Source organism: Aureimonas glaciei, from assembly GCF_014643375.1.
Taxonomy (GTDB): domain Bacteria; phylum Pseudomonadota; class Alphaproteobacteria; order Rhizobiales; family Rhizobiaceae; genus Plantimonas; species Plantimonas glaciei.
On sequence record NZ_BMJJ01000004.1, the window covers coordinates 417451 to 433408 of the forward strand.

A 15958-nucleotide genomic window follows, 5' to 3' on the forward strand; every position below is an offset into this window, starting at 1 on the left:
GACCTGCTGGAGACGGGCGGCGGGCGAACGAAGGTTGGCCTTCCGTCAGCCGCGCGTCCGGCGGATCTCCTCCAGGCGCTTCAGATTGCCGCCGAAGGGCGAGAGGAGGGCCGAAATGCGCGAGGGGGAATCACCGGCGAGCGCCTGACGCAGCACCGCGGCGAGGCTGCCGGTCGGGCTGAGGTCGAGATAATGCGCGCCGCCCGCGGCCTCGAGCGCCGCGATGGTCTGCCCGAGGCGGATGGGGTCGCGGACGATGCGCCAGTTCGCTTCCGCGTCTGCGACCGCCAGCGGCCGCGCGAAGCAGGCCGACCAGACGGGCCAGAAGGGCTGCTCGAAGGTCAGATCCGAGACAGAGGCGAGGTAGCGCTCCCGCGCCGGTTCGATCCAGCGCGAATGGAAGGCGAAGGGAACCGGCAGCGGCTGGAACGCCACGTCCAGCCGCCGCAGTTCGGCCAGAACGCGGGCCGTATCGACGGCCGGGCAGGCGAGCACGCAGTGCCTCTCGGCGTTGAAACTCGCCACTTCGGTGAGGTCCGTCAGGATCGCGGACTGGACGCGCAGGTCGGGCGGCCCGAGCACGGCGACGAGGGCACCGGCGGGTGACGTGTCGGCAAAGATCGCCGGCTGGCGCGCCACGGCCCGCAGCGCCGTCTCGAACGGGACCATGCCCGACAGGCTCATGGCGACGAATTCGCCGAGGCTGACGCCGAGGATCAGGTCCGGCCGGACGCCCATGTCCTGCAGCATCTTGGCGGTGGCGAACTGCGTCATGAACAAAGCGGGATGGCTATGCTCGAGCCGATCGAAGGGATCGCTGAGGGTCCGGCCGGCGGCATAGATCTGCGCAAGCGGCGAGAATCCGTGGGAAAGCCGCAGAATCTTGTCGCCGATCTCCATCCAGCGGCGGAAGACCGGCTGGGTCTCCATGAAGTCCGCCGCCATATGATGATACTGTGCGCCTTGCCCGGCGAAGCAGAAGGCCAGGGGCAGGGACGAGGGAAGGGATGCCATGGAGGAGACCTTGGTCGGCAGACAGGCCGGAGCGCCCGACTTGTCGCACGGGCCGGGCCCCCGCGGGAAGACGGGGATCGACCGGGACCGGGTATCGGCCTGGTGGTTGCCGCTGACGGCGATCGGCGCTGACGACTGGCCGCTGCTCGACGCGCTGCTGATCCCGGAGGAGCGCGAAAGGGCCGCACGCTTTCACTTCGAGCGCGATCGCCAGGTCTACGTCGCCGCCCACGCGCTCGCCCGCGGCCTCCTCTGCCATCACACCGGACGCCCCGCGCAGGACTGGCGGTTTTCGGTCGGTGAGCACGGCAAGCCGGAAGTCATCTGTCCGCCCGGGCTGCCGAGGCTGCGGCTCAACCTGTCGCACACGCGCGGCATGGCCGTCGCCGCGGTCACGGTCGACAACGATGTCGGTGTCGACGTGGAGTGGCTGGAGCGGACCGTCGACGCCGACCTGATGGCCGAGCGGGTGTTCGCGGCGAAGGAACGCCTCGTCCTCGCCGCGGTCCCCGCCGCCGCCAAGGCCGAGATCTTCCTGTCCTTCTGGACGCTGAAGGAGGCCTATGTGAAGGCCATCGGCAAGGGCCTGTCGCAGCCGCTCGCCGCCTTCTCCTTCGACCTCGAGACGCTCGGCATCCATTTCGACGACGCCACCGCCGACGATCCGGCGCAATGGCGCTTCGAGCGGCACCAGCCGGGGCCGGAGCATCTGATCGCGCTCGCCGTTCGCCACAGCGAGCCGGCACGCCTGGAGATCCAGACGGGCCCCGCGCCGCTCGCCTATCTTCGCCAGCTGGCGAGCATCTGACTGGGCGGCCCTTCCGGCAGGATGTCGCGGAGATAAGGCGCCATGCCCCGGCTCTGGTCCCATTGCCGGGGATAGCCGAGCGAGACCTCCTCGAATCGCGTGCCGTCGCGCCGGTCGGTGCGGCGGACATGGAGATGGCCGGAGACCACCACCCGGGCATTGAACCGGCGGTGCCAGTCCTCCGTCCGCTTCGTGCCGCACCAGGGCGTGAAGCGGGGCGCCCGCGGGATGTGGATGAGGTCTTTACGCAAAGGGTAATGGTTGACGAGGATGGTCTCCATGCCGGCGGGAATCGCCGACAGGCGCCGCTCGGCCTCCTCGATGCGTCCGGCGCACCACGCATCTCGGCTCGGCCAGGGCGCGGGGCTGAGGAACATCTCGTCGGCGCACACCGCCCCTTCCTCCCGCGCCCAAGCCACGACCTCGTCGCGCCCGACATGGTCGGGGCGAAAGCTGTAGTCGTAGAGCAGGAAAAGCGGCGCGATCACGCAGGGGCCGCCGGCCCCGGTCCAGGTCTCGTAGGGATCCTCGGGCGTGACGATGCCATGCGCGCGGGCGAGGTCGACGAGGGCGCGGTAGCGCTCCTCGCCGACCAGGGCCGGGCCGTCCCCGTCGCCCCCGACCGTCCAGAGGTCATGGTTCCCCGGCACCCAGAAGACCTTCGCGAAGCGCTGGGTCAGCGTCTCGAAGGCGAGTTTCATGTGGTCGAAGCGCTCGGCGACGTCGCCGGCGACGATCAGCCAGTCGTCGCCGAAGGAGGGCAGGGCGGCCAGGGCATCGCGGTTGGCCTGGCTTGCCAGATGGAGATCGCTGATGGCTTTGATGGTCATAAAAGAATTCCGGGCCTTTCGAATGCAGCCAGTGCCTCTCCTTACCAGCGTTCGCCGCCGCAAAATGCGCTAGTGTCGCGGGAGCGACGCCGAGCGGCCGGATTTTTGGCCGACGTGACGAGGATCAGACGATGAGCGAAGCCCCGGTTGAACGAGCGGCGGTGGTCGACTGGTGGTCGACCCTGTCTGACCCGGCCTTCCTCGCCAACCCGTATCCCGAGCTTCGCCGGCTGCAGGAGAGCGGCCCCGTCCACCACGACGCCGCCAGCGGGCTCTATTTCGTCCTCGGCCACAGGGCGTTCTCCCGGGTCGCGAAATCCTCAGGGATGGGGCGCGACACGCGCCGCTGGGTCGGCGGCTGGTGCTCGCCGGAATACCGCGAGAACGACCCGGTCGGCTTCCAGCTGTTCAGCGCCTTCCAGCCGCAGATGATCAACAGCGACGGCGACGAGCATGCGCGCATGCGCAAGGTCTACGAGCCGGCCTTCCGCAACCAGGCCATGGCGTCGATGGCGACGCTGATCGAGAACGAGACAAAACTCCTTCTCGATGCCATGCCGGACAGCGGCACGGTCGATTTCATTGAGGCCTTCGCCGCGCCGCTGCCGCTGCGGGTGCTGTGCAAGCTGTTCGACATCCCGGCCAGCATGGACGAGACGATCGCGCGCTGGAGCGCCTCGCTGATCCGCATCGGCGACGTCTTGATGCTGCCGGCGCAGAAGCAGGAAGCGCTGGATGCCCTGGGTGCGTTCAAGGCCTTCCTGCGCGAGGAGATCGCTGCCCGCCGCCATGCCGGCGAGGACAACCTGATGGGTCTGGCGATCCGGGCGCATGACGCGGGGACGCTCGACGAGGAGGAGACGCTGACCAACCTCGTCTCCATGCTGGTCGCCGGGCACGAGACGACGGTGACGCTGATCGGCAACGGCATGCTCCTGCTCCTGCGCCACCCGGACGAGATGGAGCGGCTGCGGGCCGACCGCCTGCTGATGCGCACGGCCATCGAGGAGTTCCTGCGGATGGAGCCCGGCGGCAACATGATCCTGCGTGTCGCGCTCGAGGATTTCGAGGTCGAGGGCATCGTCATTCCGAAGGGCGCGCCGGTGATCGGCCTCGTCGGCGCGATCAACCGCGACCCCGCCCGCTTCGAGCGCCCGGATACGCTCGACATCGGCCGGGCCGCGAACGCGCAGTTCACCTTTGGCGCCGGGGCGCATTTCTGCATCGGCGCGCCGCTCGCGCGCCTCGAGGCGCAGATTGCGTTCACCGCCATCCTCGACCGCTATGCCCGCATCGACCTGGCCGGCACGCCGGAATGGCGTCTCGACCGGATGAACGCGCGCGGGCTCGGCAGCCTGCCGGTTTGCGTGGAGCGCGCGGCATGAGCCGGCCGGTCGGCATCGAGGCCCTCAACGTCTTCGGCGGCATGGCCTGTCTCGACGTGCGCGAACTCTGCGACCATCGCGGCCTCGACATGCCCCGGTTCGAGAACCTGATGGTCGAGGAAAAGTCGGTCGCGCTGCCCTACGAGGATCCGGTCACCTTCGCGGTGAATGCAGCCAAGCCCTTGCTCGACCGGATGACGCCGGCGGAGCGCGGCCGGATCGAGATGGTCGTCACCTGCACCGAATCCGGCATCGATTTCGGCAAGTCGATCAGCACCTATCTGCACCGGTATCTCGAGCTGTCCGCCAACTGCCGGCTCTTCGAGATCAAGCAGGCCTGCTATTCCGGCACCGCGGGACTGCAGATGGCGGTGAATTTTATCCTGTCCCAGACCTCGCCCGGCGCCAAGGCGCTGGTGGTGGCGACGGACATTTCGCGCTTTGCGCTGGGCGACGCCGGCGCCGTCGAGGAATGGGCCTATTCCGAGCCGACCTCGGGCGCCGGGGCCGTGGCGATGATCGTCTCGGAGACGCCGCACCTCCTGCAGATCGATCCCGGCGCCTACGGCAACCACGCCTTCGAGGTGATGGACACCTGCCGACCCGGTCCCGATACCGAGGCGGGCGACGCCGATCTCTCGCTGATGGCCTATCTCGACTGCTGCACGGGGGCCTTCGAGGACTATGCCCGCCGCGTCGAAGGGGCCGACTTCCGCGAGAGCTTTGCCCAGCTGTGCTTCCACACGCCTTTCGGAGGCATGGTGAAGGGCGCGCATCGGCACCTCATGCGCCGGCTCTATAAGGCGCCCCCCGCCGAGATCGCCGCCGACTTCGCCGAGCGTCTCGGCCCCAGCCTCGCGCACGGGAAACGGATGGGAAACACCGCCGGCGCTTCGGTCTTCGTGGCCCTCGCCGGGACCATCGATTCGCTGGCGATCGATGCGCCCCTGCGCCTCGGCCTGTTTTCCTATGGCTCCGGCTGCTGTTCGGAATTCTTCAGCGGCGTCGTCAGCCCCGAGGGCGCCGCGCAGCTGGCGTCGATGAACGTCTCCGGTACGCTGGACCGGCGCTATCGCCTGACGATGGCCGAGTACCAGACGCTGCTCTCGGGCACCGACACCGTCCGCTTCGGAACACGGGACGTCGAGATCGATCACGCCATCATCCCGAGCGCCCTGTCGGCGCGGGGCGCGGGCGATCGCCTTGTCCTCGATCGGCTTGTCGGCTACCACCGCCATTATAGCTGGGTGTGACCCGGCCATCGCGGGCCGATAGGCTCCGACAGGGGGATGCGTTGGACAGCAACCAGGTCGCCGACGTCGTCATCGCCGAAATCTGCGCCACCGTGCCCGAGCTCTCGCAGCGGGAGATAACCCGCGCGCACTCCATGGCCGAGCTCGGCGTCGACTCGATCGAGCGCAGCGAGATCATCCTCGCTTCGATGGAGCGGCTCGGGCTGAAGATCCCGATGGTCCAGCTGCACGGCCCGCGCACCATCGGCGAGCTGGCCGACCTTCTGCATGCCAAACTTGGCGGCTGACGCCATTCTGGTCACGGGGCTCGGCGTGGCCTCGGGGCTCGGCCAGGGCCGGGACCTTTTTCGCGCGCGCCTGTTCGAGGCGCCGGACATCTTCTCCGTCCTGAAACGCGAAGGGCGCGAGGGTCCCGGAGGCGAGGCCGTCCACATCGGCATCGAAATGCCCGAGCCGCCCGCCATCCTGCCGCCGCGCATCGCCCGCACCGCCACGTTCAGCGCCCGGGTGGCGGTCGCCGTGCTCGGCGAGGCTTGGCGCGATGCCGGGCTGGAGGACGTCGATCCCGCGCGCATCGGGCTCGTCGTCGGCGGCACGAACCTTGCCTCGCGCGAACAGGCGCTGGCCGTCGCCCGCTATGCCGGCGGTCTCGATCATGTCCCGCCGCGGCATGGCCACATGTTCTTCGATTCCGACATCGTCGGCGTCTGTGCCGCGGCCTACCCGATCCGGGGCTTTGCCTATAGCGTCGGAGCGGCGTCCGCGAGCGGGTTGGCGGCGATCATCCAGGCCATGGACGCCCTGCGCGCCGGCCGCGTCGACGTCTGCATCGCGCTCGGCGCCCTCCAGGATCTCTCCGGCCACGAACTGCAGGCCTTGCGGGCGATGGGCGCGATGGGATCCAGCCGCTTTGCCGACCGGCCGGGAGAGGCGTGCCGGCCGATGGACGCCGACCATGACGGCTTCATCTATGGCGAGGCCTCAGCCGCGCTCGTCCTCACCCGCGCGAACGCTTCGCCGGGCGGCCGGATCTACGGCCGGGTGCTCGGAAGCGGGCTGGTCGCGGATGGCACGCGCGGGCCGGAGCCCTGTACCGCGGGCCAGGTTCGCGCAGCGCGGAACGCGCTGGCAGAGGCCGGGCTGACGGCGGCGGACATCGATTATGTCAACGGCCATGCCACGGGAACGCCCGCGGGCGACTGGGCCGAGCTCGAAACCTATCGCACCCTCGGCCTGACCCGTGCGCGGATCAATGCGACGAAATCGATCCTCGGCCACGGGCTGAGCGCGGCCGGCACGATCGAGGTGGCGGCGGTGCTCATGCAGATGCAAGAAGGGCGGCTGCATCCCACCCGAAACCTCGTCAGGCCGATCGATCCCGGCTTCGACTGGGTCGGCCCGGAGGCTGTCGATCACCGGATCGGACACGCGCTGAAGTTGTCTTTCGGCTTCGGCGGCGCGAACGCCGCTGTGGTGATCGGCGCTCCCGATGGCGGCGGGGAGGGGCGATGAGCTTCGAGACGCTGAAGGTCGCGACATCGGGTCCCATCTGCCGCATCGCCTTCGATCGCCCCGACGCCGGCAACGCGATCAACGCGGTCCTGGTCGCCGAGTTCACGGCGGTGCTGCGATCCTTGGCGGCGGAGAATGGGCCGGACGGCGTGCCGGTGACGGTGATCGTGCTCGAAGGCGGCCGCGACGTGTTTTGCGCCGGCGGCGATTTCGAGGTGGTGGCGGCAGAAGGCGATGCCGGCGACCCCGAGCCGCTCTATGCGCTGTGGCAGGCGCTGGCGGAGGGACCGTTCGTCACCATCGCTCTGGTGCGGGGACGCGCCAATGCCGGCGGCGTCGGCTTCGTCGCGGCCTGCGACATCGTCATCGCCGAGCCGAGCGCGCGCTTCGGCCTGTCGGAGCTCCTGTTCGGCCTGTTCCCGGCCTGCGTCCTGCCCTTCCTCATCCGGCGGATCGGCCATCAGCGGGCGCACTTCATGACGCTGATGACCCGCCAGATCGGCGCATCCGATGCGCTGGCCAGCGGTCTCGTCGACATCCTCTGCGACGACGCCGAGATCGAACTGGTCCGGAACTTGGCGCGCCTGACGAATCTCGGCAAGCCGGCCATCGCCCGCTACAAGACCTATATGGCGACCTGCCGCGGCGATCCCGGGGCGGACAAGGCGGCGGCGCTCGCCGCCAACCGGCAGGTCTTCGCCGATCCGGACGTGGTGGCCGGCATCCGCCGCTATGTGACCGAGATGAAATTTCCCTGGGAGGAGTGAGCCGCCTCGCGAAGGTCCACCACCTTTTCGAGCGGCGGCAACACACCGTCCCGGCGGTCCTCGCGGCTGACGAACGCCCGGTGAAGAAGGCAGATCGACAGGAGGAACAGAAAGGTCTGGTTCTCCTTGGTGCTGATCTCGCCAGCGGGCTTCGTCAGCACCTTCGTCGCCAGCCGCTGCGCGAAGCGGGCGTCGAGGAAGGGAATCTTGCCGAGCTCCGCCGGGCTCAGCACCAGATCGAGATAGTCCGGCCGGACGGCCGCGAAGGCGGCCCCATCCGGGGCGCGGTAGGGAAACTTTCGCTTGTCGATGATCGCCTCCGGCAGGCGGTCGCGGAACGCCTCGCGCAGCAGGCGCTTTTCGCGAAAACCGTCGTCGAATTTGAGGTTGATCGACGTCGCCAGGGCGAACACGTCCGGGTCGAGGAAGGGGCAGCGGTTCTCGACACCGTGTGCGAGACTCATGCGCTCGCCTTGGGTGGAGAGGAGATAGCCGGGCAGCAGCGTCTGGTATTCCAGCCACTGCGCCCGCTCGACTGGCGACATCTGCGGAAAGGCCTCGCATTGCGCAACGAGCGCGGCGATCGACGCGAAGGGCGTGCCGGCGTCCTTCAGGAGGCGGGCCGAGAACAGGCCGTTCTGGAAGCGGAGCTCATGCGAGAAGAGGCCGGGCAGGCGTTCGCTGGAGAACTGGTCGTAGAGACCGGTGATCGCCGTGATGTCGGCCGGGCCGTAGTGACTGAGATGGGGATAGAGCTGGGCCAGGCGCTCGCGCCGCGTCGCCTCCGGCATGTCGCGCCAGCTGCCGCGCAGAAGCGTTTCCTTGAACAGGTCGTAGCCGAGAAACGCCTCGTCGGCGCCTTCGCCGCTGAGGATGACCTTGATGCCTTCCTGCCTTGTGCGCTTTGACAGGATGAACATCGGGACGAAGGCGCTGCGGAAGGCCGGGATCTCGGCATGGTAGACGGCGTCCGGAAGGCTGCCGGCGATGTCGGCATGGCCGATGCGCTGGGCGTGGTGCCGTGTGCCGAGATGGGCGGAGACCAGCCGCTGGTCGGCAGACTCGTCGAATTCGGCGTCGTCGAACTCGACGGAGAAGGTCGAGAGCTTCTGGCTCGAATGCTCTGATGCTAGCAAGGCGACGATCGCGGAATCGACGCCGCCGCTGAGATAGACGCCGACCTCGACATCGCTGCGCAGACGCAGCTCGACGCTGCGCGAGACGCGCTCCCGGATCAGCGCCAGCGCCTCGGCCTCGCTCGCCACCACCGGTCCCGCGTCGAACCGCAGGTCGGCATAGGTATGCGTTTCCATCCTGCCGTCCCGCAAACGCAGCCACTGCCCCAAGGGCAGGCTCTCGATCCCGCGAAAGCCGGACTGGTCCGGCAGCGGCGTCGTCTGGCCGAGAATGGCGGAGAGCTGTCCGGGATCCTGCTCGAAATGGAAGCCGGGGACGGCGAGGAAAGCCTTCATCTCCGAGGCGAAGACGAAGCTGTCGCCGCGCCGCGCGTAAAACAGCGGCCGCTTGCCGAACCGGTCGCGCGCGAGGAAGAGATCGCCCGTCTGGCTGTCGTAGAGGGCAAAGGCGAAGCCGCCGTTGAAGCGGGCGAGGCAGTCCGGTCCCCAGGTGATCCAGGCGTTCAGCACGACCTCGGTGTCGCAGTCGGTCAGAAAGACGCAGCCCAGCCCCCGCAAGGTCGCGCGAAGCTCCCGGTAATTGTAGATCTCGCCGTTGTAAGAGAGCCAGTAGCGTCCGGACCGGTCGCCGAAAGGCTGCATGCCGGCGGCTGGGTCGAGGATCGCCAGTCGGACGGTACCCATCGCGAAGCCGTCGTCGACGAGAGTGCCGGACCCGTCCGGCCCGCGATGGCCGATCCGTGCCAGCATGCCCAAAATGTCAGCCGAGAGCGCCTCGGCGGGGCGCGAAGGGTCGAAGAAACCGGCGATGCCGCACATCGGGAATTCGCCTGTTCAAGATCGATCGGCGGGGCGGTTCGCGGCTTTCAGCGCCACGGCCGCCTCGATCTGGGCCAGGCTCACCATGACGCCACCGGTCATTTCCTGTTCGGTGAACTTGATGGCGAATTCCTTTTCCAGAAAGCGGATGAGTTGGATGTAGCCGAACGAGTCCATGACGCCCTCCTTGAACAGATCGGACGTCTCGGGAAACGTGTCGTCGAATTCAATCAGAAATTGCTCTTCGATAAACTGGCGAACTTTGCTCATGGTCTCCGGTCGCCTCGAATGAGTCGCTGGACCGAGGCGAACTCGCGCTGGGTCGAAAGATCGCTCGGACGAGGCAGACATTAGACAATCGCCCGCGCCAGGGACAGCCCGGACGGCCAGATTCCGCCCCGTAAGGTGGCAGGACGGCCATCCTGTCGCCAGGCGGTTTCCACCGTGCCGCGGGGAAGGGCGCGGTCGTCGACAGATTGCCGGGCCGATGAAAGCTTTCGTTGATCTATTGGCCCGAGCGGCGGTGCGCTGGCTTGCGTGCAGACGGCGCGCCGCATAGCATGCAAGGCAGGGATGTCGAACGGTTCGCGCGTCATCATCCTTCCTCCGCGCGGACAACGGGTCGGCCTCTCCGAGGGCGGCTTCGAGGCTGCCGACCGGGACCTTTTTGAAGACGGCGGGGCAGTCCGGAAGGCCCCGCTCGGGGGGAAATGCCACGATGGCCGGTCAGACATGAACATCCTGCGCCTGCTCCGGGGCGGGTCGCCGGAAAGCCGTTGCTTCATCTTCATCGTCACCAGCCTGTCGGGTCTTGGCAATGCCGGGCTCGTGGCGCTGATCAACCACGCGGCCGAGCGGGCGCTTCTCGGACAGGTCGTGGGGACGCAACTTCTCGTCGTCTATCTCCTGACGCTGGTCTTCTTCCTCCTGGCCAACCGCGCCTCCCTGCAGCAGACCAACCGCTTCGTGCAGTCGCGGCTGGAAGCCACGCGCCGACGCCTGGTCGCCAAGATCCGGCGCGCCGATCTCCGGACGCTCGAAACCCTCGGCCAGAGCGAGATCTACGTCACGGTCGCGCAGGAGACCGATCACCTGTCGCAGACCCTGCCGCTGATGGTCGGTGCCGTCCAGAGCGGCTTCCTGCTGGCCTTTCTCCTGGTCTACATCGCGACCCTGTCGCCCATCTCGTTTGTCATCGTCGGCGGGTTCATCGCCTTGGGGATCTTCGTCTTCATCCGCTGGCAGCGCTCGCTGAGCGAGGCCCTGGCGGAGGTGCATCACCGTGAGACGGCAATGCTGGAGAACCTCTCGCACTTCACCCTCGGCTTTCAGGAAATTCGCCTTAATGCGGACAAAAACGATGCGCTGTTCCGGCACTTCGCCGAGGTCACCGGCCAGCTGAAGGACGTGGTGGTCGGCCTCGGCGGACGCTGGGTGACGTTGCTGCAGTTCAGCAATGCCTTCGTCTTCCTGCTCGTCGGCCTGGTCGTGTTCGTGCTGCCGATGTTCTTCACCGGCTATACCGACACGATCTTCAAGATCGTCGCGGCCTCTGTCTTCGCGATCGGTCCGATGGCGGCGATCACCTCCGTCGTCCGCTTGGTCGGCCGGGCCGAGGCCGGTCTCGGGCACATCTACGGGCTGGAGCGCCGGCTCGATGCGGGCGCGCCGGCGGCGGTCGAGCCCTTGCCGCGCGAGCGCTCGCCGTTCAAGGCCTTCTCCACCATTGATCTCGCCCAGACGACGTTCGCCTATGCGAACGCCGAAGGCGAGACGAGCTTCGTCGCCGGTCCGCTCGACCTGTCCCTGCGGCGGGGGGAGATCGTCTTCATGACCGGCGGCAACGGCAGCGGCAAGTCGACGGCGCTGAAGCTTCTGTGCGGCCTCTACAAGCCCGGCGGCGGGCGCATCCTGTGCGACGGGGTGGAGATCACCGAGGCGAACCGGCAGGAATACCGCGAGATCTTTTCCGGCATCTTCACCGACTTTCACCTCTTCGACCGGCCCTACGGGGTGGAGGACGCCGCCCCGCAGGATGTCGAGCGGCTGATCGCGCGCATGGAACTCGCCGACAAGGTCGGTTTCATCAAAGGGAGGTTCACCACCCGCGACCTCTCGACCGGCCAGCGCAAGCGCCTCGCCTTGATCGTCAGCCTGCTCGAGGACCGGGAGGTCTATCTCTTCGACGAATGGGCGGCGGACCAGGACGCCCATTTCCGGGAGATCTTCTACACCGAGATGCTTCCCGACTTCAAAGCGCGCGGCAAGACGGTCGTCGCCGTCACCCACGACGATCGCTATTGGGACCGGTGCGACCGCCGGGTGGCGCTCGATCTCGGCATGATGATCCCGGGCGGGGCGGTGTAGGCATGGCGCTCCTCGCCTTCATCGACGGCGCCGATCGTCGCCAGCGCACGATCATGCTGCTGATGACGCTGCTGGCCGGCCTCGCCAACGCGATCCTGATCGTCATCATCACCGACGTCGCCGCGACCGTGGCCGGGGCCCAGCGGCCGGGCCTATGGGCCTGGGGCGGCTTCGTCGGCGCCTTCTGCGTCTACTATGGCGCCAACCAGTTCGCGCTGGTCCGCTCGATCGCGATCATCGAGGAACTCCTGAACCGCAAGCGGCTGGAGATCGCCGACAGGCTGCGCCGGACGGAGCTTCTGGTGGCCGACCGCCTGGGTCGCGGGCGGCTCTACAATCTCGTCGCCAAGGAGACCAACCATCTCTCCATCACGTTTCCGCTGATCGTCGACGCGGTTCAGCAGGCGGTGCTCCTCGCCGTCGCGCTTCTCTATCTCCTCTATCTGTCGCCCGCCGCCTTCGTCGTGTTCCTTTTGACCGTGCTTGGCGGATTTGTCGGCTACCGCCTGATCAACCGCCGCTTCGTCGAGGTGCTCAGGCTGGTAGAGCGCATGCAGGCGGAAATGCTGGATGCGATCGTCGACATTATCGACGGTTCGAAGGAGCTGCGTCTCAACACGCGGCGCAGCGACGCCGTCGCCAAGGCCTATCGCCGGCGCTCGACCGTTCTCGAGCGGCTGGTGGTGCGATCGGTCGAGCACTGGGTGTCGCTGACGCTGCTGGTCAACCTGATCACCTTCCTGATGCTCGGAGTCGTCGCCTTCGCCTTTCCGAGCTTCGTCCCCGGCAACAGCATCGTCGTCTTCCAGATCGTGCCGGTGCTCTTGTTCTGCATGGGCACGCTGTCGAAGACGGTGGTCCAGTCGCCGATGTTCCTGCGCGCTGAGATCGGGCTGCAGTCGATCCTGGCGATCGACGAGGAACTCGCCGCCGCCTCCAGCGTGTCGCCCGAGGAGGCGCGCCACGCCGCGATGGCCTTCCTGGATTTCGAAGAAATCTCCTTCAATGCCCTCCGCTTCAGCTACGACAGCAGCGATCCCAAGGCCTATGCGGTCGGGCCGATCAACTTGACGCTGTCGCGCGGCGAGGTGATCTTCCTGGTCGGCGGCAATGGCAGCGGCAAGTCGACCGCCTTGCGCATGATGACCGGCCTGTTCCCGGCGCAATCGGGATGGATCGGGGTCGACGGGGTGCCGGTGTCCGGCGCTTCCGTCGCCGGATATCGGGAGCTGTTTTCTGCCGTCTTCGTCGACTTCCACCTGTTCGATCGGCTCTACGGCCTCGAAGACGTCGATCCCGAGCGCGTCAACCGGCTGATCGCCGAGATGGGCCTGGCCGACAAGGTCAGCTACAGGAACGGGCGCTTCGACCGGCTGCACCTGTCGACCGGCCAGCGCAAACGCCTCGCCCTCATCGCGGCGGTGCTCGAGGATCGACCGGTCTACGTCTTCGACGAATGGTCGGCCGAGCAGGACGTGCATTTTCGCGACTATTTCTACCATTCCTTCCTCCCGAGCCTCAGGGCGCGCGGAAAACTCGTCATCGCGACGACGCACGACGAAAAATACTGGCCTGTCGCCGATCGTGTCGTCAAAATGGATCTCGGCCGTGTCGAATGGGTCAGGAACCGGTCCGATGGGGAGCAGGCATGAGGGCCTTCCTGTTTCCAGGACAGGGCGCGCAGCGGCTCGGGATGGGCGAGGCGTCGTTCGCCGCCTTCCCCGATCTGACCCGGCAGGCCGACGCGATCCTCGGCTATGACATCGCGCTTCTCTGCCGCGACGGTCCCCTGGAGACGCTCGGCCAGACGCAGTTCACCCAGCCGGCGCTCTATGTCGTCAATGCGCTGAACCATCTGCGGCACGTTGAGGACACCGGCGAGCGACCGGATTTCCTTTTGGGGCACAGCGTCTCCGAATATGTCGCCCTGTTTGCCGCGGGCGTCCTCGATTTCGCCACGGGCCTCAGCCTCGTCGCGCGCCGCGGGGCGCTGATGGCGGAGGCGCGCGGCGGCGGCATGGCCGCCGTCATCGGCCTCGAGGCGGAGGCGATCGAGGACCTCATTCGCCGCGAAGGGCTCGCCGACATCCATCCCGCGAACTTCAACACACCGCGACAGGTCGTCGTCTCCGGCCGCAGGGACGCCATCGTCGCGGCCGAGGGGATGTTCCTGGCGGCGGGCGCCAGCCACTATGTGGTGCTGCCCGTCAGCGGCGCGTTCCACACCCCGTTCATGGCCGAGGCCCAGCGGCAGTTTATGGTCGACATCGCCGCGGCGACCTTCGCACCCCAGCGCGTGCCGGTGATTTCGAACGTCACCGCGCGTCCGCATGTCGATGCCGACATCCGCGCGCGCATGGTGGAACAGATCACGGCCCCGGTCCGATGGAGCGAGAGCCTGCGCTATCTCCTCGCAAAGGGCGTCGCCTTCGCCGATACCGTCGAGATCGGGCCGGAAGGACCGCCCGTGGTCCGCCCGATGTTCCGGCGCACCGAGAGCGAGGCCGGCTCTCTCAACGCGGCCGAACTGGCGCGCGACATTCCCGCAGCGCTCGTGCTGCCGAAAATCGTGCCGACGGTGCCGCCCATCCTGGAGCCGCGGGCAGGGTATGGCTGCGCCGACCACGTCGCGGAACCTACGTCCGTTGCGCCCCGAACGGCACCTGGCGCCGGGGACGGCACCGCCGGTCCTGACCTCGTGGCGAACGGAAGCGGCCGGATCTCGATCGAAACCCTCGGCTCCCGCGCCTTCTGCGACGCTTTCGGGCTGCGCTATCCCTATGCCAGCGGCGCCATGTACCAGGGCATCGCCTCGACCGATCTGGTGGTGCGCATGGCCGGCGCCGGCCTTCTCTCCTTCTTCGGTGCCGCGGGCCTGCCGACAGCGAAGATCCAGGCCGCGATCCGCCGCATCCGCGGCAGTATCCCGTCTGGCGCGACCTTCGGGGTCAACTTCATTGCCCACGTCAACCGTCCCCATCTCGAGGACGAGCTGACCGACGTGCTCATCGAGGAGGGCGTCGGGCTCATCGAGGCCTCGGCCTTCATGCAAATCACTCCCGCGCTCGTCTGGTACCGGGCCAGGGGGCTGCGACGCGACGGCGGCACCATCCGGGCCGGCAACCGGATCATCGCCAAGGTGTCGCGGCCGGACGTCGCGGCGCAGTTCCTGGACAAGGCCCCGGCGGTGCTGGTCGAGCGCCTGCTCCAGGCCGGCTCGATCAGCGTCGAGGAGGCCGATCTCCTCGGCCGCGTGCCGATGGCCGATGCCATCACGGTCGAATCGGATTCCGGCGGGCACACCGACCAGGGCATGCCCTTTGCGCTGATCCCGCCGATCCTAAAACTGCGCGATGCGGCCGAGCGGCGCTTTGCCGATTTCGGGCCGCTGTTCGTCGGGGCCGGCGGCGGCATCGGCACGCCGGAGGCCGCCGCCGCGGTGCTGGTGCTCGGCGCCGATTTCCTCGTCACCGGATCGATCAACCAGTGTACCATCGAGGCGGGGACCAGCGACGCGGTCAAGGACCTGCTGGAGGGGATCGACGTCCACGACACCGCCTATGCCCCATCCGGCGAGATGTTCGAACTCGGCTCGAAGGTCCAGGTCCTGAAGAAGGGCCTGTTTTTCCCCGCCCGCGCCGAACGGCTCGTCGCACTGTACCGCCAGCACGACGGTCTGGACGCGATCGAGCCGAAAGTGCGCCGGCAGATCGAGGAGCGCTATTTCGGGCGCAGCCTCGACGACGTCTTCGCCGATGTGGCGGCGACCTATCCGGCATCGGAGATCGAGCGCGCCGGTCGGCTGCCCAAGCACCGCATGGCCCTCGTCTTCCGGCGCTATTTCAAGGACAGCTCGGCCTGGGCCCTGGCCGGGGATCTCGGTCACAAGGTGGATTTCCAGGTGCATTGCGGCCCGGCCCAGGGGGCCTTCAACCAGTGGGTTGCGGGAACGGCGCTGGCCTCCTGGCGGGCCCGGCACGTCGATGGCATCGCCCTCGCGCTGCTCGGCGAGACCGCCGATCTCCTGAACCGCCGCTTCGCCGCGATGGCGGGTTAGGGGCCCCGTG

13 protein-coding genes are annotated in these 15958 nt (G+C 67.8%); 9 read left to right on the plus strand and 4 right to left on the minus strand.

Features of this window, described 5'->3' with window-relative positions:
• Positions 1-45: 45 nt before the first annotated feature.
• Complete coding sequence (locus tag IEX88_RS11260) at positions 46-1014, minus strand: acyltransferase domain-containing protein (RefSeq protein ID WP_188850693.1); 969 nt, start codon at positions 1012-1014, stop codon at positions 46-48.
• Between IEX88_RS11260 and IEX88_RS11265 the strand changes: the two genes are divergently transcribed.
• Positions 1013-1822 (plus strand): 4'-phosphopantetheinyl transferase family protein, encoded by an 810-nt coding sequence (locus IEX88_RS11265; protein ID WP_188850694.1) that lies wholly within the window; start codon positions 1013-1015, stop codon positions 1820-1822. The genes IEX88_RS11260 and IEX88_RS11265 overlap by 2 nt on opposite strands.
• Here the strand turns inward: IEX88_RS11265 and IEX88_RS11270 are convergent.
• Positions 1795-2652 (minus strand): metallophosphoesterase family protein, encoded by an 858-nt coding sequence (locus IEX88_RS11270; protein ID WP_188850695.1) that lies wholly within the window; start codon positions 2650-2652, stop codon positions 1795-1797. The genes IEX88_RS11265 and IEX88_RS11270 overlap by 28 nt on opposite strands.
• Before the next feature lie 131 nt (positions 2653-2783).
• On the opposite strand from IEX88_RS11270, the gene IEX88_RS11275 reads away from it, so the two are divergent.
• Genes IEX88_RS11275 through IEX88_RS11295 form a run of 5 tightly spaced genes read left to right on the plus strand, consistent with a single transcriptional unit; the run spans position 2784 to position 7569 of the window.
• Positions 2784-4037, plus strand: a complete 1254-nt coding sequence (locus IEX88_RS11275; protein ID WP_188850696.1) for a cytochrome P450 — start codon at positions 2784-2786, stop codon at positions 4035-4037.
• Positions 4034-5290 (plus strand): hydroxymethylglutaryl-CoA synthase family protein, encoded by a 1257-nt coding sequence (locus IEX88_RS11280; protein ID WP_188850697.1) that lies wholly within the window; start codon positions 4034-4036, stop codon positions 5288-5290. Before IEX88_RS11275 ends, IEX88_RS11280 begins: the two co-directional genes overlap by 4 nt.
• A 41-nt stretch (positions 5291-5331) precedes the next feature.
• A complete protein-coding gene (locus IEX88_RS11285; RefSeq protein ID WP_188850698.1) occupies positions 5332-5577 on the plus strand; it encodes an acyl carrier protein in 246 nt (81 codons plus the stop codon).
• On the plus strand, positions 5558-6802 hold the full coding sequence (locus IEX88_RS11290; protein ID WP_188850699.1) for a beta-ketoacyl synthase N-terminal-like domain-containing protein: 1245 nt from the start codon (positions 5558-5560) through the stop codon (positions 6800-6802). Before IEX88_RS11285 ends, IEX88_RS11290 begins: the two co-directional genes overlap by 20 nt.
• Positions 6799-7569 carry an enoyl-CoA hydratase/isomerase gene (locus IEX88_RS11295; RefSeq protein WP_188850700.1) on the plus strand — a complete coding sequence of 257 codons (771 nt, stop codon included), beginning with the start codon at positions 6799-6801 and terminating at the stop codon, positions 7567-7569. Before IEX88_RS11290 ends, IEX88_RS11295 begins: the two co-directional genes overlap by 4 nt.
• On the opposite strand, the gene asnB is transcribed toward IEX88_RS11295, so the two are convergent.
• Both asnB and IEX88_RS11305 read right to left on the minus strand, forming a co-directional pair.
• Positions 7533-9524 carry an asparagine synthase (glutamine-hydrolyzing) gene (asnB, locus tag IEX88_RS11300; protein ID WP_188850701.1) on the minus strand — a complete coding sequence of 664 codons (1992 nt, stop codon included), beginning with the start codon at positions 9522-9524 and terminating at the stop codon, positions 7533-7535. The two genes, IEX88_RS11295 and asnB, sit on opposite strands and share 37 nt — an antisense overlap.
• A 15-nt stretch (positions 9525-9539) precedes the next feature.
• Positions 9540-9794 carry an acyl carrier protein gene (locus IEX88_RS11305; protein ID WP_188850702.1) on the minus strand — a complete coding sequence of 85 codons (255 nt, stop codon included), beginning with the start codon at positions 9792-9794 and terminating at the stop codon, positions 9540-9542.
• 462 nt (positions 9795-10256) lie between these two features.
• Between IEX88_RS11305 and IEX88_RS11310 the strand changes: the two genes are divergently transcribed.
• From IEX88_RS11310 to fabD, 3 genes are read left to right on the plus strand one after another with little or no spacing between them, the layout of a single operon-like run.
• A complete protein-coding gene (locus IEX88_RS11310) occupies positions 10257-11891 on the plus strand; it encodes a cyclic peptide export ABC transporter (RefSeq protein ID WP_188850703.1) in 1635 nt (544 codons plus the stop codon).
• 2 nt (positions 11892-11893) lie between these two features.
• Complete coding sequence (locus IEX88_RS11315) at positions 11894-13543, plus strand: cyclic peptide export ABC transporter (RefSeq protein ID WP_188850704.1); 1650 nt, start codon at positions 11894-11896, stop codon at positions 13541-13543.
• Complete coding sequence (gene fabD, locus IEX88_RS11320) at positions 13540-15948, plus strand: ACP S-malonyltransferase (RefSeq protein WP_188850705.1); 2409 nt, start codon at positions 13540-13542, stop codon at positions 15946-15948. Before IEX88_RS11315 ends, fabD begins: the two co-directional genes overlap by 4 nt.
• Positions 15949-15958 lie beyond the last annotated feature (10 nt).